Here is a 19,793-nt window from a genome sequence, read left to right on the forward strand (position 1 = left end):
CTCCTACCATGGCGTCCCCCCTCACCCTGAGGCCCTCTCGAGCCCGCGTCGGCAGCTGGTGCCCGGGTCAGCAGTCGCAGGCGCAGCACTCACAGCATTTGCAGCAGTCACCGCAGCCGGAGTCGCCGCCGCTGCAGTGCCGGGTGCACCAGCAGCGGTCGCCGCAGCCCTTCGGGTGGTACTTGCTCCATTCCGGCTGGAAAGTCCCGCACGTGACGCACACCAGCGAGCCGGTGAAGCACGGGATCGGGAAGCCCGGCCGCTTGCGCGGTCCGCCCCCATGCCCGCCGGGCCCCTTCCCCCAGCCACCGCCTCCGCCTTCACCGCCGGACCATCCGCCGCCACCGCCGCCGCCTTGGTGCGGGTGGCCGCCGTACGGCTGCTGCGGCGGGTACTGCTGCTGTTGCGGGTACGGCTGCTGGTGCGGATGGCCGTGCTGGTGCGGATGACCGTACGGTCCCTGCTGGGGAGGCCCTCCCGGGTACGCGGCGAAGACGCGGTCGGCCGAGCGGCCCACCTCGCGGTCCAGCAGCGCCCGTACGAGGCGCGGCTGCTCCAGCTCCAGGTCGGCGAGGGCCAGCCGCAGGCCGTGCAGCGCGTCGTCGCAGTGCCGGCGGGCCTCGTCCGGGCTCGTGCCGGTGGCCAGAAGGGGGTTGTACGCGCCGGCCTCCAGGTCCGCGTGCACGTCCTCGACGGCGTCGAGAAGGTGGGCCAGCCGCCCGAAGAACCGGCCCGCCTCGGCCAGGGTCTCGGCGTTGCCCTCCCTGCCCGCCAGCACCGCCGTGTGGGCGAAGACGGCCGCGACGGCGGTCTCGGTCGGCTCGGTCAGCTCCAGCAGGCCGAGGCCGCCCGCCGCCTCCAGCTCCGGCTGCCGGGCGACGGCGTCGCGCAGCACCGACGGGTCGAACCCGACCGCGGCGCTCGTCCCTCCCCCGGCGGAGTCCCAGCGATCGGCCATCCGGCCCGCCGCCGCCGCGACCAGCCGCCGCCGGTACGGGCCGTCCCCGTCGGCCACGTGGTCGCGGGTCTTACCGGCGGCGAGGAGCAGCGAGGTGGCGGCGGCGAGCCGCGCTCCCTGTGCCCGGGTCTCGACGACCTCGGCCGCCTTCATCCCGCGCAGCGCGCACGGACCGGCCTTGCGGCGCGGCGACAGGTCGGGACGCTGCGCCTCGACAAGGACGGAGACCAGCAGCCCGTCGTAGTTGGTGACGAGCCGGGCGGCCTGCCCGTGCTGGTCGCGCAGGGTCAGGCACAGCCCGCACAGATGAGCCATCCAGTCCTTGAACAAGGACCCGCACAAGGCGTGCTTGCACGGCCGTACTACTCCGAACATGGGTCGGGTGGCTCCTCACTCGGCAGAATCGCGGCGTCGGCACCGCACGGCTCGAACTGCACGGCTCGAAACGGCATGGCTCGACACCTCATCGACGCGATCACGCCGAGCGGGGTTCCGCCCGACCCGAATCCCATTTCAGTTGTCGTTCCGGTCCCGTCCGGTCCGGTCCCGGGCTCACACTCCGGCGCAGGTCAGAGCGCGGCGGTACGCGTCGAGCTTGGGCCGTTCCGGAGCGCCCGTCTCGGCCAGCAGTTCGGCCAGGTCGAACCACGCCTGCGCGGCCTCCCGGCACGACTCCATGTCCTCCAGGTGGGTCGCGGCCCGGGTGAGGACCTCGATCGCCCGGTCCCGATGGCCCAGCCGTACGCAGGCCTCGCCGAGCACGGTCAGCGCCCACGCGGTGGTCCGGCGGGGCTCGTCGCCCAGCAGGTCGAGCGCCTGCTCGGCCAGTGCCAGCGCCTCGGCGGGACGGCCCAGCGCGGTCTCCGCCCGGGCCAGCTCGGTCAGGCACCAGGCCACGTCGATCTCCCCGGCGGAGCTGGCGTTGATCTCGCCGCGGACCCGGGTGAGCAGATCGCGGGCGCGGCCGGCGTCGGCGGGGCGGGCCCGCAGCAGCAGTCCGGCGTACACGATCCGCAGCCGGGCCAGGTTGCGCGGGTCCTGGTTCAGTCCGCCGTCGGCGAGCGCGGCGCCGTCGTCGGCCAGCAGCAGGGCGCGCTCGGCGAGCGCGACGCCGTCCTCGTACTCGCCGCGGATCTCGGCGACGTAGGCGGCCTCCCAGTACGCGGCCATCCGCGCGCGGGCGCTGCCGATCCGCTCGGCGCGCTCGACCAGCTGGGAGGCCAGCTGGCGGGCCCGCACCAGGTCGCCGCGCTCGATGAAGGCGGCGAGCAGGGCGGCGCCCAGGTGCACGGCGGCGTCGGTGGAGTCGGCTCCGGTGGCGATCAGGTGGCGCAGCGCCTCCTCGGCCACCTCCACCCCGGCGCTGATGTCGCCGCGCTCGCGCAGGCAGCGGCTGAGCGCGACATGGACCTTGGCCCAGTGGTCGAGGTCGGCCTCGGCCGAGGCCTCGGCGGTGAGGGCGCGCAGCCCGGCGATCGCCTCCTGCAGCTCGCCGGCCGCCTCCAGCGCCAGCGCGTGGCCCCAGCGGGCCTGGTGCAGCATGCTGGGCAGCGCGACCGCGTCGGGGTTGGCCAGGACCTCGGCGAACCGGGCCCGGGCCTCCTCGGCCGCCCCGTTGCGCAGCGCGATCTCGGCGTAGTCGAGCGTCACGCGCAGCTCGTCCACCACGTCCTCGCTGACCCCGCTCACCAGGTAGGTGGCCGAGCAGCTGAGCTTCTGGGCGAGCAGCTCGATCACGCTGGGCGCGGGGACCCGCTTGTCGCTCTCGATCAGCGAGATGTAGCTGTCGGACAGCTCCGGGAACGCCAGCTGCGCCTGGCTGACCCCCTGCCTGATCCGCAGCGCCCTGATCCGCTGTCCCAGCGTCTCCCGATCCATCATCGTGTGACCACCGCCTAGAGGTTCCGCTCAGAGTCCCGGCCGGCGCCGCGTCGCCCGCGCCCCCGGGAAGAAGTCGACCCGATCTTCAAGTGTGCCGAGCGCACGCCGCCGGTATCCCGATTCGCCGGATCCGGTACCGAAGCGTGTTCACATGCCCGCCGACCGCCGCATTCGCACCAAGGCAGGCTATAGCGGACTCACCCGGTCACGCAGCGTTCCGATGAAGTCGGCTCCCGGAGTCGGACGGGCGCCCGGGTGCTGCTGTACTAGCGGCATGACCGCGTCGACCCCGGCCCAGGGCCCCGCATCCGGCCAGGCATCGGACCCCGCATCCGGCCCCGCCGCAGGCCCTGTTCCCGCTCATGTGTCCACCCATGTCCTCGACACCCACCTCGGCCGACCGGCCGCGGAGGTGCCGGTACGGCTCGACGCCTACGTCGAGAAGACCTGGCGGACGCTGGCCGAGGGCCTGACCGACGCCGACGGACGGTGGAGCGCTCCATCATCCGACGCGGCCTCGGACGGCGGCGGCCGGGCGGCCGGCACGTTCCGGCTGCGGTTCGGGACGGGCCCGTACTTCGCGGGGCTCGGCATCGCCACCTTCTACCCCGAGGTGAGCGTCATCTTCGCCATCGCCGACCCGCGCGAGCGGACGCATGTGCCGCTACTGCTCAGCCCGTTCGGGTACTCCACGTACCGCGGCAGCTGAACCGTTCCAGGGGCACGGCGGCCATCCGCCGCGCGGCCACTGTGCCCTTCTCTCCGGGTTTGAACGTCCTGGCCACCGTTCTGGGTGTCAAATAGTGCCGTCATGGCGTAAGCAGAAGGTAGTGCCTTACCCCCGGCCCTGAAAGGCGTGGCTGTGCAGTCCGCGGACTCCCCCTCCGACCTGCCCCCCGGCGGTCATGTCCTGCTCGCGCCGGACAAGTTCAAGGGGTCGCTCACCGCCCCGGAGGTCGCGCGGCACCTGGCGGCCGGGCTGCGGCGCGCGCGGCCGGACGTCCCGGTCGTGGAGCTGCCGGTGGCCGACGGCGGCGACGGCACCGCCGAGTCCGCGATCGCCGCCGGCTGGCGGCGGGTGCGGCTGGAGGTGAGCGGCCCCACCGGCCGCCCCGTCACCGCCTCGCTGGCGATCGACGGCCGCAGCGCGGTGGTGGAGCTGGCCCAGGCGTCCGGGCTGCGCCGGCTGCCCGGCGGCCGGCCCCGCCCGCTCAGCGCGACCAGCTTCGGTACCGGCCAGCTGCTGGCGCACGCGGTACGGCTCGGAGCGCGCAAGATCGTGCTGGGCGTCGGCGGCGCCGCCTGCACCGACGGCGGCGCGGGCCTGGTCCAGGGCCTCGGCGGCCGGCTGCTGGACGCGACCGGCCGGGACCTGCCGCCCGGCGGGGCGGCGCTGCGCTCGCTGCACGCCCTCGACCTGCGCGGGATGCCCGACCTGTCGGGCGTACGGGTGATCGTCGCCGGCGAGCCGGAGGGCACGCTGCTCGGCCGCAACGGCTCCGCCACCGGCCAGGCCGGGCGCCGCGGCGCCGGCCGCGAGGAGATCCGGCTGCTGGACGCGGGCCTGCGCCGGTGGGCCGATCTGGCCGAGGCGGTGTCCCGTACGGCGATCCGCGACCGGCCGGGCTCGGGCGCCGCGGGCGGGGTCGGGTTCGCCGCACTGGCCTTCCTCGGCGCCACGGTCGAGCCGGGCATCGGCCTGATGCTCGACCTGCTCGGATTCCCGGCCAAGGCCAGGGGCGCGCATCTGGTCGTGACCGGCCAGGGCACCCTGGACGTGCGGTCGCTGCGCGGCCGGGCCCCCATCGGGGTCGCGCGCGCGGCCGCCCGCGCGGGCGTGCCGGTGGTCGCCGCCGTCGGGCGCCGCGGGCTGACCGGCGAGCAGCTCAGGAAGGCCCGCATCCAGGCGGTGTACGCGCTGACCGACATCGAGCCCGACGCCGCACGCTGCATGCGGCAGGCCGGCCCGCTGCTGGAGCAGCTGACGGTCGCGATCGCCGACGAGTGGCTGCCGCCCCGGCGCTGATCGCCGGGGGTGCCTCCTTACGCGGGCTGCCTCCTTACGCGGCACCACCTCCTTACGCGGCGCCATCTGCTTACCGGCGCCATCTCCTTACCGGCGCCATCTCCTTACATCGTGTCAAGATGTCGGCGGATCCTGTTGCAGGCTGCTCGTGGCCGCGCCCCCCGTACCGGCCGCACGCTTGGAGGAACGGAGCCCGCGTGCCACCCTTTGGCGCGGGCCCCCGTCCATGCCCATCGGCGTGCCGGAGGACCCCATGAAGGTCGGCGTACCCCGCGAGATCAAGAACCACGAGTACCGGGTGGCCATCACGCCCGCAGGAGTGCACGAGCTCACCCGCCGCGGTCACCAGGTGTTCGTCGAGCGCGGCGCCGGGCAGGGCTCGGCGATCCCCGACGACGACTACACGGTCGCCGGCGCCAAGATGCTGGAGGGCCCCGACGACATCTGGGCCGAGGGCGAGCTGATCCTCAAGGTCAAGGAGCCGATCGCGGCCGAGTACCCCCGGATGCGGCGCGGCCAGACCCTGTTCACGTACCTGCATCTCGCGGCCTCCCGCGAGTGCACCGAGGCACTGCTGGCCTCCGGCGTGACGGCCATCGCGTACGAGACCGTCCAGCTGCCCGGCGGCGCGCTGCCGCTGCTGGCCCCGATGTCGGAGGTGGCCGGCCGGCTCGCCCCCCAGGTCGGCGCGAACGCGCTGATGCGCTCCAACGGCGGGCGCGGCGTCCTGCCGGGCGGCGTGCCGGGCGTGGCCCCGGCCCGGGTGGTGGTGATCGGCGGCGGAGTCTCCGGGCTGAACGCGGCACAGATCGCGGTCGGGATGGGCGCCGAGGTGACCGTGCTGGACGTCAGCGTCGACCGGCTCCGCCATATCGACGCCATCTACCAGGGCCGGCTCCGGACCGTCGTGTCGACCGCGTACACGGTCGAGCAGGAGGTCCGGGCGGCCGATCTGGTGGTCGGCGCCGTACTGATCCCGGGCGCCAAGGCCCCGACGCTGGTCCCGCATGCCCTGGTGCGCCATATGCGGCCGGGCTCGGTGCTGGTCGACATCGCGATCGACCAGGGCGGCTGCTTCGAGGACTCGCATCCGACCACGCACGACCACCCCACCTATCCGGTGGAGGAGTCGCTCTTCTACTGCGTGGCCAACATGCCCGGATCCGTTCCCAACACCTCCACGCACGCGCTGACCAACGTCACGCTCCCGTACGCGGCGTCCATCGCCGACAAGGGCTGGCGGGACGCCCTGTGCGACGACCGGGCGCTCGCCCTCGGCCTCAACGTCCACGACGGCGCGCTCACCTACGACCACGTGGCCGAGGCGCACGGGCTGCCGCACGTCCCGATGGAGTCGCTGCTCTCCTGAGGGCGCTGCTCTCCTGAGGGCGCTGCTCTCCTGAGAGCGCTGCGCTGCTGAGGGCCCCCGGCGGGCGGGCGGGCGCGGGCGATTCCGGCGCGCGGGCCGTACAGTGGCCCCATGGGGGAACTGATCATCCTGCGGCACGGCGAGACCGAGTGGAGCCGGGACCGCCGGCACACCGGGCGGACCGATCTGCCGCTGACCGAGCGCGGCGAGGAGCAGGCGCGCGCGCTGGTGCCGGTGACGGCCGGGCGGCCGTTCGCCCGCGTCGTGTCCAGCCCGGCCGAGCGCGCCCGCCGTACGGCCGAACTGGCCGGGCTGACGGTGGACGACACGGACCCGGACCTGTGGGAATGGGACTACGGCGGGTACGAGGGCATCACCTCCGCGCGGATCCGCGAGGACCGGCCCGGCTGGTTCCTGTGGGACGACGGCGTGATCCCCGGTGACGCCGGCCATCCGGGCGAGTCCGTCGAGCGGGTCGGCGAACGGGCCGACGCGGTCCTCGGACGGGTCCGGCCGCTGCTGGACGACGGCGACGTCGCGCTGGTCGCGCACGGCCACATGCTGCGCGTGCTGACCGCCCGCTGGCTGGGTCTGGAGCCGTCGGCCGGACGGCTGTTCGCGCTGGAGACCGGTACCCTGTCCACGCTCGGGACCGAGCACGACCGCCCGGTGATCGCGGCCTGGAACGTCCCGCCGCCGGCCGGCTGACCGTACCGCCGATCCCACGGGCCGGCCACACGGGCCGGCCACACGGGCCGGCCACACGGGCGGGCCACACGGGCGGGCCACACGGGCGGATCATGGGCCGCTGAACCGCCGGTGCGGCCGGATATCATACCCCTACGGGGTTGCCGCCCAGGTGACGGCCCCGGGACGGCACCCTCCGGACCGGATTGCGAGGACGACGATGGCGACTCCCGAGACCCAGGCCCCCACCCGCGGCTACACCGCCACCAAGGACCAGCTGCAGACGCGGCTGCGCCGCATCGAGGGCCAGGTGCGCGGCATCGAGAAGATGGTGGACGACGACCGCTACTGCATCGACATCCTCACCCAGATCAGCGCCGTCCAGGCGGCCCTGGACAAGGTGGCGCTCGGCCTGCTCGACGGCCATGTGCGGCACTGCGTCGCCGAGGGCGCCGAGGAGGGCAAGTCCGAGGCCATGTCGACCGAGCTGATGGCCGCCGTCGGCCGCCTGATGCGCCGCGGCTGAGGCCACCCGTGAGACGCGCCCGCCACCCTGGGACACGCCCGCCACCTTGAGACGCTCTATGAGGCGAGGCCGACCAGGCGGGCGCTCTCCTCGTACTCGCGGATCAGCCGGCGCGCGCGGAGGGCGTCCGGCTGGTAGCGCACCTTCTCCGGGATGACCTTCGTGGTCCGGTAGAGGCCCTTGAGCGTCATCGTCGCCGCCAGGTCGGAGGTCGGCAGGCCGGGCAGCCCGTACATCCGCCGGGCCCAGCGCGGCAGCGTCGAGACGACCAGCATGCCGAGGCCCGGCGCCGCCAGCTTCAGCGGCAGCAACTGCCGGGGCACGTTGGGGTTGAACATCCGCAGCAGGCCCTCGCGCGCCTCCTTGCAGGCCCAGATGTGCTTGCGCATCTCCCGGTAGTACGCCTGCATCTCGGCGACCGAGCCGGGCACGCCGGCGGGATCGAGCCCGACCACCGCGGCGGCCCGGCGCTGCTCGTCCACGAACCGGTCGGCGTCCCCGCGGCTGAGCGGGACCCCGGCCCGGCGCGCGATGTCGAGGTAGGAGTCGACCTCGCCCATGTGCACCCAGAGCAGGTTCTCCGGGTCGTCGACGCCGAACGTCTCGCCGGTGCGCAGGTCGAGGCCGGTCAGCTTGGAGTGCAGCTTGCGGATCCGGCGGCCGATCCGTTCGACCTCGTCCTCGGTGCCCCACGTACGGACCCGGACGAACTCGACCGTACGGCCGAGCCGGGCCCAGGCCTCGCGCGGGTCCATCAGCTGGGAGTTCTGCGCGGTCCCCCACATCGACCGGGGGTGCAGGGCCTGCAGCAGCAGGGCACGGACGCCCCCGACCATCAGCACGGGCTCGCCCATCACCCGCCAGGTCACCGATCCCGGCCCGAAGAGGCCGTCGTTCCCGGGCATGTCCTCGTGCACCGCAGCCCGCCCTTCCCGCGAAGAGATCAAGCCTTCAAAGTAACCAAAGACTTATTTTCCCGGGTATGACGTGCGTCACACGGGTTGCCCCGATATCGGATGGCCTGGTGTCAGAGCGGTCATTCCACCGCGACGGTGTCGCCGGCCAGCCGGTCGTCCCCGTCGTCGTCGTCCTCGTCCTCGTCGTCCTCGTCGTCGAGCTCGGTCTGCTCGCTCACCCAGGTCAGGTAGTCCATGCTGCCCGCGACGACCGGGGTGGCGATGATCTCCGGCGTATCGTAGGAGTGGCCCTCGGTGATCAGGCTGGCCAGCTCGTCGAACCGGCTGTCGGTGGTCTTGAACACCACCATCCACTCCTCGGCCGACTCGATCTCGCCCTCCCACCAGTAGGTGCTGGCGATCGGGCCGACGAGCTGGGCGCATGCCGCCAGCCGCTCGGTGACGGCCGAACGCGCCAGCTCGGCCGCCTCCGGCCGCGAATCCGTCGTCGTCGTCACCTGTACGTACGCCTGGGCCATGGCACGACTCCTTCCCCGCTGACTTGATCGTAGTCGTGCCCCCGCCGCTACCTTCTGGGCCGGACGACCAGTGCGCTCCCGCCGCCCCGGCGTTCCGGCTCGGCCACCGCCTGGACGAGGCCGGGCCGCAGGAACTCCAGGCCGGTCGCGGCACCGATCACCCCGGTCGGCGGCCCGGGGAACGGCTCCACCTTGTGCCCCTTGGCGATCAGGGCCGGGCCGTACCGCTGGATGAACGCCGGCTCGGCGAAGACCTGCGGGGTGTTGCGCTGGGTGGCGCGCGGCGCGGCCAGCGCCTCGGGCAGGTCCATGCCGAGATCGATCCGGTTGAGCAGGATCTGCAGCACCGTGGTGATGATCGTGGAGCCGCCGGGGGTCCCGACCGCCAGCTTGGGCTTGCCGTTCTCCAGCACCAGCGTGGGGGCCATGCTGCTGCGCGGCCGCTTGCCGGGCCCCGGCAGGTTGGGATCCGGAGCCGCGCCGGGCGCGGGCGGCTGGAGGGTGAAGTCGGTCAGCTCGTTGTTGAGCAGGAAGCCGCGTCCGGGAACGGTCAGCCCGCTGCCGCCGAACTGCTCGATCGTGACGTTGTACGCGACGACGTTGCCCCACTTGTCGGCGACGACGAGATGGGTGGTCTGCGGTCCCTCGTACGCCAGCGCGCGCGTCTTGCCGCCCGCCGGCTCGCAGGGGGCGTAGTCGCCGTCCGGTGAGCCCGGGGCGACCGGTGCGGTCGCGGCCTCGCCGGGCTTGATGAGGCAGGCACGCTCGCGGGCGAAGCCCTTGGACAGCAGTTCCTGCAGCGGAACCTTCACCTTGTCGGGGTCGCCCACGTACCGGCCACGGTCGGCGTACGCGAGCTTGGACGCCTCCAGGTAGTGGTGCAGCGCCGGGACCGGGTCCTTGGAGTCGAACTCGGAGTCGCCGAGCATGTTGAGGACCTGGCCGACGGTGGAGCCGCCCGACGACGACGGGGGCATGCCGTAGACGTCCAGTCCCCGGTACGAGACGCGCGTGGGCTCCGGCGTGCGGGACCGGTAGGCGCCCAGGTCGCGGGTCTTCATCAGCCCGGGACGGACGTTGCGGGTGGCCTCGGGGTCGACGGCGGGCTTGCGCACCGTACGGACGACCTCGCGGCCGAGGGCGCCGCCGTACAGCCAGCGGGGCCCGCGCTCGGCCAGCTCGCGGTACGTGCGCGCCAGGTCGGGATTGCGGAACGTCGAGCCGACGGCGGGCGGCTTCCCGCCGGGCAGGAACAGCTCGCGGGTCGGGACGATGTCGCGGAAGCGCGCCTCGTTCACCGCGGTCTGGTCGTGGAACTCCTGGTCGACCGTGAAGCCGCGCTCGGCCACCTTGATGGCGGGCTTGAGCAGGGTGCCGAGGTCGCGGGTACCGAAGCGGCTCAGCGCCGTGTCCCACTGCGCGAGCGTGCCGGGGACGCCGACGCCCAGGCCGCTGGTGACCGCCTCCGGGAACGGGATCGCCTTGCCGGTCTCCGGGTCGACGAACGAGTCCTGCCGCATCGTGCCGGGCGCGGTCTCGCGGCCGTCGACCGTGTAGACCTTCCGGCGCTCGGCGTCGTAGTAGGTCATGTAGCCGCCGCCGCCGAGCGCTGCCACGTACGGCTCGGTCACGCCGAGGGTGGCGCCGGCGGCGACCGCCGCGTCCATCGCGTTGCCGCCGCGCTTGAGCACCTCGATGGCCGTACGGCTCGCGTCGAGATCGACCGTGGCGACCGCGCCGCCGTACCCGGTGGCCACCGCCTGCTTGCCGGGGGCCGTCCGGTCATGGCCGCGGTCGGGGGCCGCGACCGCCTGGCCGGGCGCGACCAGTGTGGCGGCGAGGACGAGCGCGGCGGGCGGGACCAGCCGGCGGCGGGCCGAAGCGGCGAGGGACACGGGACCTCCTCAGAGCGGCTCCCGGGAGCGCGGCGCCACCAACCGTTTCATTGATCCCGGTATGGCGCCACCGTCCCGGCCGCCCCCGGACGCGTACTGGACAAGCACCGCACGATCACTGGACGCGTACTGGTCGCGTACTGAACGAGGACTGCACGAGCACTGGACGAGCACTGGACAGGCACGGGATGCCCGGTATAGGCGATCTTGAACCTCGCGGGCCATTCCCAAACGATCATGCCGGAGACATTGCGGTTTTACCTAAATATGGGGAAGTGTTAGGTCTTCCACCTTCACTGTCTCGCGAACAGCGGCGCGGGTTCAGGCCTTGGGGAGTACCTATGACCTGGGACATCCGCATGCGTAACACCATGTTCCGAAAGCTTCCGGTCGAGCAGGCGACCGGGCAGTTGTACGGCGGCCGGCACCGGCTGCGCGTGGTCTACCGGACCCGCGATCTGGTCGTGCTCGGCCTCGGCGTCATGATCGGCGCCGGCATTTTCAAGATCTCCGGGGTGCAGGCCGCCGCGAACGCCGGCCCCGCCGTGATCATTTCTTTCCTGATCGCCGGCGGGGTCTGCCTGCTGGCCGCGCTCGCCTATGCCGAACTGTCCTCGATCGTCCCGGTCGCGGGCAGTGCCTATTCGTTCAGCTATGTGGCGTTCGGTGAGGTCTGGGCGTGGGTGGTCGGCTGGTCGCTGATCCTGGAACTGCTGCTGGCCGCCTCGGTCGTGGCGCGGGCCTGGTCGCTGTACGCCGCGCAGGCCCTGTCGGACCTCAGCGTCCCGGTTCCGGAGTGGCTGGCCGGGGTGATCGGGCAGCCCAAGGGCTTCGACGTCTTCGCGCTCGGGATCCTGCTGCTGCTCATCCTGCTGCTGGCCACCGGGAGCCGGCTCGGGCTGCGCACGCTGTGGTTCATGGTGATGGCCAAGCTGATCGTGATCGGGCTGGTCATCGCCGTGGGGCTGACGTTCTTCGACCCGGGCAACCTGACCCCGTTCGTCCCGCCCGCGCGGGACGCCGGCGAGGGCGGCGGGCTGAGCGTGCTGGACGCGATGATGGGCTCGGTCACCGGGGGCGAACCGCAGGTCTTCGGCGTCTGGGGGATCCTGGCCGCGACGCCCGCGATCGCGTTCGCCTACATCGGCTTCGATCTCATCGCCACCGCGTCCGAGGAGACCGACGACGCCCCGCGCAAGGTTCCGCGCGGCATGATCACCAGCCTGGTCGTGGCCGTGGTGCTGTACCTGGGCGTGGCCGTGACGATGGTCGGGATGGTCTCCTACCAGCGGCTCGATCCGGACGAGGTCGTGCTGACCACGCCGTTCACGATGGTCGGCGCGGGCACGATCGGCCATGTCATCAACATCGGCGCGGTCGTCGCGCTGACCACGGTGATCCTGGTGGTGCTGATCAGCCTGACCCGGGTGGTGTTCTCGATGTCCCGGGACGGCCTGCTGCCGCGCGGCATCGCCGGGATGAGCCGCTACCGGGTCCCGTCGCGCGCCACGCTGGTCGCGGGCGGCGCGGCCGTGGTGATGTCGCAGACCATCGACGTGCTCACGCTCGAGCAGATGGTCGTGATCGGGACCCTGTTCGCGTTCCTGTTCGTCGCGGCGGCCGTGCTGATGCTCCGCCGCGACCGGCCCGACCTGCACCGCCCGTTCCGGATGCCGGCCGCCCCGCTGACCGCCGTGCTGGCGATCCTGGCGACCGGCTGGCTGATGCTCAACCTCAAGCTGGAGACCTGGGCCTACTTCATCGTCTGGATGCTGGCCGGCCTGGTGCTGTACCTGCTGTACGGGCGGCGCAACAGCGAGATGCGCCGGATGCTGGACGAGGTGCCGATGCGCCCGGTCGCCGCCGCGATGACCGCGCCGCCTCCGGACCTGGCCGGGCTGGCCGGTCCGCCGCCGGGCGCGCGACCGGTCTCCACCGTCCCGCCACCTGGCGCGCCCGGCCCCCAGCGCACCCCGGGCGTCGCCCCGTACCAGCCGGAACGCTTCACGACCGGCCAGTACGCCCAGCCGCACCACCGGCCGCCCCGGCAGCCGCCTCCCCCGCCGCCGCGGTACGACGCGCCGCAGCAATACGGGCCGCCGCCGCAGTACGGCGGGACTCCCGAGGACGGCGGGCCACCCGAGTACGGCGACCCGCCGAGAAGGCCGCGTCCTCCGGCCGGCCGGCCACCCCAGCCACCGCCGCACCCGCGACCGCGCCCTCAGCCGCCGCAGCACGACGAGCACCACCCGGATTCGCCGTACTACGGCGGACGGCATCGCCGCTGACCTGGCCTGATCCGGCCGGACGCCGCCTCCCCGAGCAACGCGACGCCGCCTCCCCGAGCAACACAGGGAGGCGGCGTCCGGCTTTTCGTCTGGACGAACCCTCCCTTATCCGTTATGTTCTTCTCATAACGAGAAGAACTCAGGTTGAGACTAACCAGCCTCGACCGGCTGAGAACGGCAAGGAGCCCAGGCCGATGACCGCGACCCCGGACCCGCAGCGCGACGAGAGCGAGTTCCTGGCGGGCTACGACCCCCGGGCGTACGACCCGGTCTCCGTCACGGTCGACGTCGTCGCGCTCACCATCCGGGACGGTGCCCTGCACGTCCTGCTGGTACGGCGCGGGCAGGCCCCGTTCGAGGGCATGTGGGCGCTGCCCGGCGGGTTCGTCCGGGGCGTCCGCGACGCCGAGGACCTGTCCGACGCGGCCGTACGGGAGCTGGCCGAGGAGACCGGCCTCAGCGCCAAGGGCGGCCGGCTGGCCCGCATCCACCTCGAACAGCTCGGTACGTACGGGCGGCCCGGCCGCGACCCCCGGATGCGCGTCATCTCGGTCGCCTACCTGGTGTTCGCGCCCGAGCTGCCCGATCCGGAGGCGGGCGGCGACGCCGCCGACGCGGCCTGGACGCCGGTCGAGGCGCTCGGGCTGACCGAGGCGGGCGACCAGCGTCCCGGCACCACCCGCAGGCTCGCCTTCGACCACGCCCGGATCCTGGCCGACGGCCTGGAACGGGGCCGTTCCAAGCTGGAGTACACGCCGCTGGCCACGGCGTTCTGCTCGGCCGAGTTCACGATCCCGGAGCTGCGCGCCGTGTACGAGGCGGTCTGGGGCGAGGAACTGCACGCCGGCAACTTCCATCGCAAGGTCCTGTCGGTCCCCGGCTTCGTCGAGGGCACCGGCGAGACGTCCGACCGGGGCGGCCGGCGCGGCGGCCCCAGGCCGAAGCTGTACCGCGCGGGCGACGCCCGCCTGCTGCACCCCGCGCTGCTGCGGCCGAGCCTTGAGGAGGAGATCCGATGACACCCGTGCCCGCCGACGCGCTGCTGGACGAGGCGCTCGCCCGCCTGGGCCGCGCCCGTACGCCCGCCGACCTGTTCGGTCCCGACACCACCGGAGCCACCCGGACGTACCGTCACCTGGCCCGGATCCTGCATCCCGACGCGACCGGCGGCCGTACCACCTCGGACTTCACCAGGCTCAACGCGCTCTGGCGCGGCTACAACGGCGACGATGCCGCGGCCACCATCACCACCCGCCGCCACGCGTACCGGCTCGGTGCCAAGCGGGCGAGCGGCGATCTGGCCGAACTGTACGACGCGACCTACGACGGGCCGCGCGGCCGCGCGGCGGTGATCAAGCTACCCCGCGATCCCGGCGACGGCGACCTGCTGGAGCGCGAGGCGGTGGCGCTGCGCCAGCTCCCCAAGGACGGCGACAACCGCTACCTGCCGTACGTGCCGCGCCTGATCGAGTCGTTCCGGCACAAGGACGCCGCCACGGGTACCGAACGCCGTGCCAACGCGATCGCGCCCCTCGACGGCTTCCACAGCCTGGCCGAGGTACGCGCCGCGTACCCCGACGGTGTGGATCCGCGCGACGCGGCCTGGATGTGGCGCCGGCTGCTGGTCGCCCTCGGCTTCGCCCACCGCGCCCAAGTACTGCACGGCGCCGTCCTGCCCGAGCACGTGCTCATCCACCCGGGTGAGCACGGCCTGACACTCGTCGACTGGTGCTACTCCGTCCCCGGTTGCTACACGCCCTACACGGGACGTGTCCCGGCGATGGTGGACCGCTACGCCGACTGGTACCCGCCGGAGGTCCCGGCCAAGGAGCAGGCGAGCGGCGCCACCGACATCTACATGGCCACCCGATGCATGACCTACCTGATGGGCGACAAGGCGCCCAAGCCGATGCGGCTGTTCGCGAAGGGCTGCCTGCTGTCCTCACCGCGCCGCCGGCCCGGTGACGCCTGGCGGCTGCTGGCCGAGTTCGACGAACTCCTGGAACGCCTGTACGGCCCGCGCCGATTCCGTCCGTTCACCCTGCCTGCCACCACCGGGCCCACGCGCTGACCCGTACGCGCCGGCCCTGCACAACGAGGAGAATCACCATGGGAAGCGGAACCTGGTCCACCAACGTCTACGACGCGGCGCAGAACTACCGCGCCTCCACCGGCGCCAGCGCGTTCGCCTACAGCGACGGCGGCGCCACCTCGACGCACGCCGACCTCGACCCGCGCGGCGTGACCCTGCGGGAGAGCCGCGACTCCGACGACCACCCCGAGTCGCTGGCCATCGCCGTGCTGTTCGACGTCACCGGCTCGATGGGCACCGTGCCGCGCACGCTGCAGACCAAGCTGCCCGACCTGCTCGGCCTGCTGCTGCGCAAGGGGTACGTGGAGCACCCGCACATCATGTTCGGCGCAGTCGGCGACGCGACCTGCGACCGGGCCCCGCTGCAGGTCGGCCAGTTCGAGGCCGACAACCGGATGGACGACGACCTCGGCAAGATCCTGCTGGAGGGCGGGGGCGGCGGCCAGATGCGCGAGTCGTACGAGCTGGCCATGTACTTCATGGCCCGGCACACCGCGCTCGACTGCTTCGAGAAGCGCGGCAAGCGCGGCTACCTGTTCATGATCGGTGACGAGCTGGCCTACCCGAAGGCCAAGCGCCGCGAGATCGCGAAGGTGATCGGCGCCGCCCCGGACGACGACATCCCGATCGAGGACCTGATCCGCGAGCTCCAGCGGATGTACGACGTGTACTTCATCATCCCCAAGGGCGGCTACCACTCCCGCGATCCGAAGCTGAAGGAGTTCTGGCGCGACCTGCTCGGCCAGCACGTGCTCTACCTGGACGACCCGGGCGCGGTCTGCGAGACGATCGCGCTGACGATCGGCCTGGCCGAGGACGCCATCGACCTGGACGAGGGCCTGGCCCACCTGGACGAGGTCGGCTCGGACGCGGGCGCGTCCGTGTCGCGCGCGCTGGCGCCCCTGGACGCCTCCAGGGCACCGGTCGCGGTCTCGGCCGCCCCGCCGGACCTCGGCTCCGCGCCGTCGGCGACGACCCGGCTCTGAGCGTCGCGTGGTGCGAGCGAACGGGGCTCAGACGACCGGGCTTCAGATGACCCGGGGCCACGTGATCGTGGTCGACCTCGGGTACGGGGACGCCGGCAAGGGAACGACCGTGGACTGGCTCTGCTCGCGGGGGCTCGAGCCACTCCACGCTCACCCCGGCCGGGGGCCGGTCCAGGCCGAGCCGCTCCAGGGCGAGCCGGTCCAGGCTGAGCCGGTCCAGGCTGAGCCGGTCCAAGCCGTCGTCCGCTTCAACGGGGGCGCGCAGGCGGCGCACAACGTCGTCGCCCCGGACGGGCGGCACCACACGTTCGCGCAGTTCGGGTCCGGGACGTTCACGCCGGGAGTGCGGACCCACCTGTCGCGGTTCATGTTGGTGGATCCGCTCGCCCTGGCCGGGGAGGCCGCGCACCTGCGGGCCCTCGGTGTGGACGACGCGTTCGAGCGACTCACCGTCGACCGCGAGGCGTTGCTCACGACGCCGTACCACCAGGCCGCCAACCGGGCGCGTGAAAGCGCCCGGGGGGCGGCCCGGCACGGCTCGTGCGGCATGGGCATCGGCGAGACCGTCGCCTATGCCCTGGCGCACGAGGACACCGCCCCGCGTGCCGGTGACTGCCTGTCCCGCGCGCGCTTGCGCCAGCGCCTGACCGCGTTGCACGACTGGTACCGGGACGAGTTCCCCTCCGGTGGGCCGGTGCCGGCGGTCGAGGACTGCCTGGACGCCTTCACCGCGTTCGCCGAACGGGTCCGCATCGTTGGAGAGGAGTACCTGCACGGCCTGCTCCGTACGGGCCGTGTCGTCTTCGAGGGCGCGCAAGGGGTCCTGCTGGACGAGTGGCACGGCTTCCACCCGTACACGACCTGGTCCACGACCACGTTCGCGAACGCGGAGACGCTCTTGGCCGAGGCGGGCTGCGAGCCCGCGTTCCGGCTCGGTGTGCTGCGCGCCTATGCGACCCGGCACGGGCCCGGCCCGTTCGTCACCGAGGACCCCGCACTCACCGCCGACCTGCCCGACCCGCACAACGGGACGGGCCCGTGGCAGGGAGCGTTCCGTGTCGGCCACCTCGACGCCGTGGCCCTCCGCTACGCCCTGACGGTCACCGGCGGAGTCGACGCGCTCGCCGTAACGCATCTGGATGTCGCCCAAGCGCGCGCGGACCTACGCCTGTGCGTCGCGTACGAGGGCATGGAGACGATCCCCATCGCGAAGCCAGGTCCCATCGCGAAGTCAGGCTCCGTCTCAAAGGCAGGCCCCATCTCGAAGGCAGGTGATCTGGACGCCCAGGCGGCACTCACGCAACGGCTCCTCACCGCCCGTCCCGTCTACGCGCCTCTCACGGACGACCCTGTGGCCACGATCGAAGAGACGCTGGGCGCGCCTGTGGCGCTGCGCTCGTACGGCCCCACGTCCATGGACAAGCGCTACGGCGTCCACCTCATCGGCAAGGCGGCGACACCCGGCAGTCCGTAGGCGTGCGCCGCGAGCCGCCGCACCGGTGCGAACGCACAAGAGCGCCCTCCAGCCGCTGTGCGAACGGCGATTGACCGCCCCGGTCCCGTGCGGTCTGATCACCTCGAGGCCCGCGTCCAGCGTGCCCCGCGCACCCCCGGAGGTCAGCCTTGCGTGCCCGAGTGCCTCGCGTGGCCGTGGTGGCCGCCGCCCTCGTCGCGGCGATCCTCGCCGTTCCCGGCCCCGCCGCGAACGCCGCCCCCCAATCCCCGCAATCCCCGACCGGGCATTCCCCCACGGCGGGCGACGGCTGCGACCCGATCGACCCGGCGTCGTGCCTGCTGCCGTTCCCGAGCGACTGGTACACGGTGAAGGACCGCTCCACCGCCACCGGCCGCCGCGTGGCCATGCGGACCACGCTGAGCAACTCCCTCGGCGTCCCGATCCGCCCGGCCGAATGGAACCGCGCCGACGGCTTCTCCCCCGGCTCGATGCTGCTCACCCACGTCCCGGGGATCGACCTGGCCCGCACGGGCGCCGCCCCGATCACCGACATCGGCGCCTCGCTGCGTCCCGACGCCCCGATCGCCATCATCGACACCGCGACCGGCGAGCGCTGGCCGTACTGGGCAGAACTGGACGCCAACGCGAGCACGCCCGGCCGGCAGGCGCTGATCATCCGCCCGGCCCGCAACTTCACCGAGGGCCACCGGTACGTGGTGGCGCTGCGCGACATCCGGAACGCGGCCGGCGAGACGATCGCGCCGAACGCCGCGTTCGGCAAGATCCTCGGCCCGAAGCTGCCGCACGGCGATCCGCTCCGCGACCGGCAGCGCGCCGGGAAGGCGGTGCTGAAGGACCTGGCCCGCAACGGCATCGGCCGCGAGGGCCTCCATCTGGCCTGGGACTTCACGGTCGCGAGCCGGCAGAGCCTGTCCGGCCGGATGCTGCACATCCGGGACGAGGCGCTCGGCCGGCTCGGCGGGCGCTCGCCCGCGTTCGTCGTCACCGAGGTCAAGGACGACGTCGATGACAAGATCGGCCGCCAGATCAAGGGCATGGTCCTCGCGCCCAGCTACCTGAACCTGCCCGGCGGGCCGCCCGGCTCGCAGTTCCACTACGGCCGCGACGGGATGCCCGCACGGCTGCCGGCCAACACCCAGGCCGTCCCGTTCCAGTGCGAGATCCCGCGCTCGGCGTTCACCAAGCCCGCGCGACCCGCGCTGTACGGGCACGGCCTGCTGGGCAGCGAGGGCGAGGTCGGGGCGGGCAACGTCACCTCCATGGCGGCCGAGCACGGCTTCGCGTTCTGTGCCACCAAGTGGATCGGCATGGCGAACGAGGACGTCCCCAACGTCATCACCGCGCTGGGCGATCTGACCCGCTTCCAGACCATCGCGGACCGGCTCCAGCAGGGCATGCTCAACTTCACGTTCCTGGGCCGCGCCATGACGCGCGGCTTCACCGGGAACAAGGCGTTCCGGACCGACGACGGCAAGCCGCTCATCGACACCGGCGTCCCGCTCACCTACGACGGCAACAGCCAGGGCGGCATCATGGGCGGAGCCCTCACCGCCGTCTCCCCCGACATCCGCCGCGCCGTCCTCGGCGTACCGGCGATGAACTACAGCACGCTGCTGAACCGCAGCTCCGACTTCCCCACGTACGGGCAGGTCCTCGACGCCTTCTACCCCGACAAGCTCGACCAGCAGATCGGGATCGCCCTCATCCAGATGCTGTGGGACCGCGGCGAGGCCAACGGCTACGCCCAGCACATGACCGGTGATCCACTGCCCAGGACGCCGTCGCACAAGGTGCTGATGCACGTCGCGTTCGGTGACCACCAGGTGGCGCCCGTGGCCGCCGAGGTCCAGGCCCGGACGATCGGCGCCCGCATCCACACGCCCGTCGTGACACCCGGCCGCGTGCCCGACAAGGTGCCGTACTGGGCCATCCCGGCCATCGGGTCGTACCCCTACAACGGCTCGGCGATGGTCGTGTGGGACAGCGGAGCGCCCGTTCCGCCGCTGACCAACACGCCGCCGACCGAGGGCCGCGATCCGCACTCCGACCCGCGCAACTCGCCCGACGCCCGCCGCCAGAAGGCGGCCTTCCTGATCGACGGCAAGGTGATCGACGTCTGCGGCGGCGCGCCCTGCACCGCAGGTTGACTCGTGGCGTGTTCGCCTTTCACCGT

At 72.9% G+C, this 19,793-nt stretch carries 16 protein-coding genes; 11 read left to right on the forward strand and 5 right to left on the reverse strand.

Going from position 1 to position 19,793, the window contains the following annotated elements; genetic code table 11:
- Nucleotides 1-67: 67 nt before the first annotated feature.
- Both ACH34Q_RS05385 and ACH34Q_RS05390 read right to left on the reverse strand, forming a co-directional pair.
- Nucleotides 68-1,333, reverse strand: coding sequence for a DUF5685 family protein (locus tag ACH34Q_RS05385; protein ID WP_395981602.1), 1,266 nt, complete (start codon nucleotides 1,331-1,333; stop codon nucleotides 68-70).
- 177 nt (nucleotides 1,334-1,510) lie between these two features.
- Nucleotides 1,511-2,839, reverse strand: coding sequence for a tetratricopeptide repeat protein (locus tag ACH34Q_RS05390; protein WP_395981603.1), 1,329 nt, complete (start codon nucleotides 2,837-2,839; stop codon nucleotides 1,511-1,513).
- Between the two features lie 364 nt (nucleotides 2,840-3,203).
- On the opposite strand from ACH34Q_RS05390, the gene uraH reads away from it, so the two are divergent.
- The 5 genes from uraH (at nucleotide 3,204) to ACH34Q_RS05415 (ending at nucleotide 7,447) form a co-directional block, all read left to right on the forward strand.
- The gene (uraH, locus tag ACH34Q_RS05395; RefSeq protein WP_395981639.1) at nucleotides 3,204-3,548 is read left to right on the forward strand and encodes a hydroxyisourate hydrolase; all 345 of its coding nucleotides are present in this window, start codon (nucleotides 3,204-3,206) and stop codon (nucleotides 3,546-3,548) included.
- A 153-nt stretch (nucleotides 3,549-3,701) separates the two neighbouring features.
- The gene (locus tag ACH34Q_RS05400) at nucleotides 3,702-4,865 is read left to right on the forward strand and encodes a glycerate kinase (protein ID WP_395981604.1); all 1,164 of its coding nucleotides are present in this window, start codon (nucleotides 3,702-3,704) and stop codon (nucleotides 4,863-4,865) included.
- A gap of 253 nt (nucleotides 4,866-5,118) precedes the next feature.
- Nucleotides 5,119-6,234, forward strand: a complete 1,116-nt coding sequence (gene ald / locus ACH34Q_RS05405; RefSeq protein ID WP_395981605.1) for an alanine dehydrogenase — start codon at nucleotides 5,119-5,121, stop codon at nucleotides 6,232-6,234.
- A 111-nt stretch (nucleotides 6,235-6,345) separates the two neighbouring features.
- The gene (locus ACH34Q_RS05410) at nucleotides 6,346-6,942 is read left to right on the forward strand and encodes a histidine phosphatase family protein (RefSeq protein ID WP_395981606.1); all 597 of its coding nucleotides are present in this window, start codon (nucleotides 6,346-6,348) and stop codon (nucleotides 6,940-6,942) included.
- 199 nt (nucleotides 6,943-7,141) lie between these two features.
- Nucleotides 7,142-7,447, forward strand: coding sequence for a metal-sensitive transcriptional regulator (locus ACH34Q_RS05415; RefSeq protein WP_395981607.1), 306 nt, complete (start codon nucleotides 7,142-7,144; stop codon nucleotides 7,445-7,447).
- Nucleotides 7,448-7,503: 56 nt separating this feature from the next.
- On the opposite strand, the gene ACH34Q_RS05420 is transcribed toward ACH34Q_RS05415, so the two are convergent.
- From ACH34Q_RS05420 to ggt, 3 genes are all read right to left on the reverse strand, one after another.
- Entirely contained in the window at nucleotides 7,504-8,394 is an 891-nt protein-coding gene (locus ACH34Q_RS05420; RefSeq protein WP_395981608.1) for an oxygenase MpaB family protein, read from the reverse strand.
- A gap of 89 nt (nucleotides 8,395-8,483) precedes the next feature.
- Entirely contained in the window at nucleotides 8,484-8,882 is a 399-nt protein-coding gene (cutA, locus tag ACH34Q_RS05425; RefSeq protein ID WP_395981609.1) for a divalent-cation tolerance protein CutA, read from the reverse strand.
- A gap of 47 nt (nucleotides 8,883-8,929) precedes the next feature.
- On the reverse strand, nucleotides 8,930-10,777 hold the full coding sequence (ggt, locus tag ACH34Q_RS05430) for a gamma-glutamyltransferase (protein ID WP_395981610.1): 1,848 nt from the start codon (nucleotides 10,775-10,777) through the stop codon (nucleotides 8,930-8,932).
- A 341-nt stretch (nucleotides 10,778-11,118) separates the two neighbouring features.
- Here ggt and ACH34Q_RS05435 point away from each other — a divergent pair, with 341 nt between their 5' ends.
- The 6 genes from ACH34Q_RS05435 (at nucleotide 11,119) to ACH34Q_RS05460 (ending at nucleotide 19,767) form a co-directional block, all read left to right on the forward strand.
- Nucleotides 11,119-13,065, forward strand: a complete 1,947-nt coding sequence (locus tag ACH34Q_RS05435) for an amino acid permease (RefSeq protein WP_395981611.1) — start codon at nucleotides 11,119-11,121, stop codon at nucleotides 13,063-13,065.
- 194 nt (nucleotides 13,066-13,259) lie between these two features.
- Nucleotides 13,260-14,084 carry an NUDIX hydrolase gene (locus ACH34Q_RS05440; protein ID WP_395981612.1) on the forward strand — a complete coding sequence of 275 codons (825 nt, stop codon included), beginning with the start codon at nucleotides 13,260-13,262 and terminating at the stop codon, nucleotides 14,082-14,084.
- Nucleotides 14,081-15,136, forward strand: coding sequence for a molecular chaperone DnaJ (locus ACH34Q_RS05445; RefSeq protein WP_395981613.1), 1,056 nt, complete (start codon nucleotides 14,081-14,083; stop codon nucleotides 15,134-15,136). The genes ACH34Q_RS05440 and ACH34Q_RS05445 overlap by 4 nt, the downstream gene beginning before the upstream one ends.
- Before the next feature lie 38 nt (nucleotides 15,137-15,174).
- Entirely contained in the window at nucleotides 15,175-16,143 is a 969-nt protein-coding gene (locus tag ACH34Q_RS05450) for a hypothetical protein (RefSeq protein ID WP_395981614.1), read from the forward strand.
- Between the two features lie 46 nt (nucleotides 16,144-16,189).
- Nucleotides 16,190-17,617 carry an adenylosuccinate synthetase gene (locus ACH34Q_RS05455; protein ID WP_395981615.1) on the forward strand — a complete coding sequence of 476 codons (1,428 nt, stop codon included), beginning with the start codon at nucleotides 16,190-16,192 and terminating at the stop codon, nucleotides 17,615-17,617.
- Between the two features lie 161 nt (nucleotides 17,618-17,778).
- On the forward strand, nucleotides 17,779-19,767 hold the full coding sequence (locus tag ACH34Q_RS05460; RefSeq protein WP_395981616.1) for a hypothetical protein: 1,989 nt from the start codon (nucleotides 17,779-17,781) through the stop codon (nucleotides 19,765-19,767).
- Nucleotides 19,768-19,793: the final 26 nt, after the last annotated feature.

This window comes from Actinomadura sp. 9N407, from assembly GCF_044326315.1.
In the GTDB taxonomy this organism is placed as follows: domain Bacteria; phylum Actinomycetota; class Actinomycetes; order Streptosporangiales; family Streptosporangiaceae; genus Spirillospora.

What these genes read in the sequence shown, in the direction of transcription:
- ACH34Q_RS05440 (WP_395981612.1), top strand. Translation starts at nt 13,260, where the DNA reads ATGACCGCGACCCCGGACCCGCAGCGCGACGAGAGCGAGTTCCTGGCG.
- ACH34Q_RS05455 (WP_395981615.1), top strand. Translation starts at nt 16,190, where the DNA reads ATGACCCGGGGCCACGTGATCGTGGTCGACCTCGGGTACGGGGACGCC.
- ald (WP_395981605.1), top strand. Translation starts at nt 5,119, where the DNA reads ATGAAGGTCGGCGTACCCCGCGAGATCAAGAACCACGAGTACCGGGTG.
- cutA (WP_395981609.1), bottom strand. Translation starts at nt 8,882, where the DNA reads ATGGCCCAGGCGTACGTACAGGTGACGACGACGACGGATTCGCGGCCG.
- ACH34Q_RS05445 (WP_395981613.1), top strand. Translation starts at nt 14,081, where the DNA reads ATGACACCCGTGCCCGCCGACGCGCTGCTGGACGAGGCGCTCGCCCGC.
- ACH34Q_RS05435 (WP_395981611.1), top strand. Translation starts at nt 11,119, where the DNA reads ATGACCTGGGACATCCGCATGCGTAACACCATGTTCCGAAAGCTTCCG.
- ACH34Q_RS05450 (WP_395981614.1), top strand. Translation starts at nt 15,175, where the DNA reads ATGGGAAGCGGAACCTGGTCCACCAACGTCTACGACGCGGCGCAGAAC.
- ACH34Q_RS05415 (WP_395981607.1), top strand. Translation starts at nt 7,142, where the DNA reads ATGGCGACTCCCGAGACCCAGGCCCCCACCCGCGGCTACACCGCCACC.
- ACH34Q_RS05410 (WP_395981606.1), top strand. Translation starts at nt 6,346, where the DNA reads ATGGGGGAACTGATCATCCTGCGGCACGGCGAGACCGAGTGGAGCCGG.
- ACH34Q_RS05390 (WP_395981603.1), bottom strand. Translation starts at nt 2,839, where the DNA reads ATGATGGATCGGGAGACGCTGGGACAGCGGATCAGGGCGCTGCGGATC.
- ACH34Q_RS05385 (WP_395981602.1), bottom strand. Translation starts at nt 1,333, where the DNA reads ATGTTCGGAGTAGTACGGCCGTGCAAGCACGCCTTGTGCGGGTCCTTG.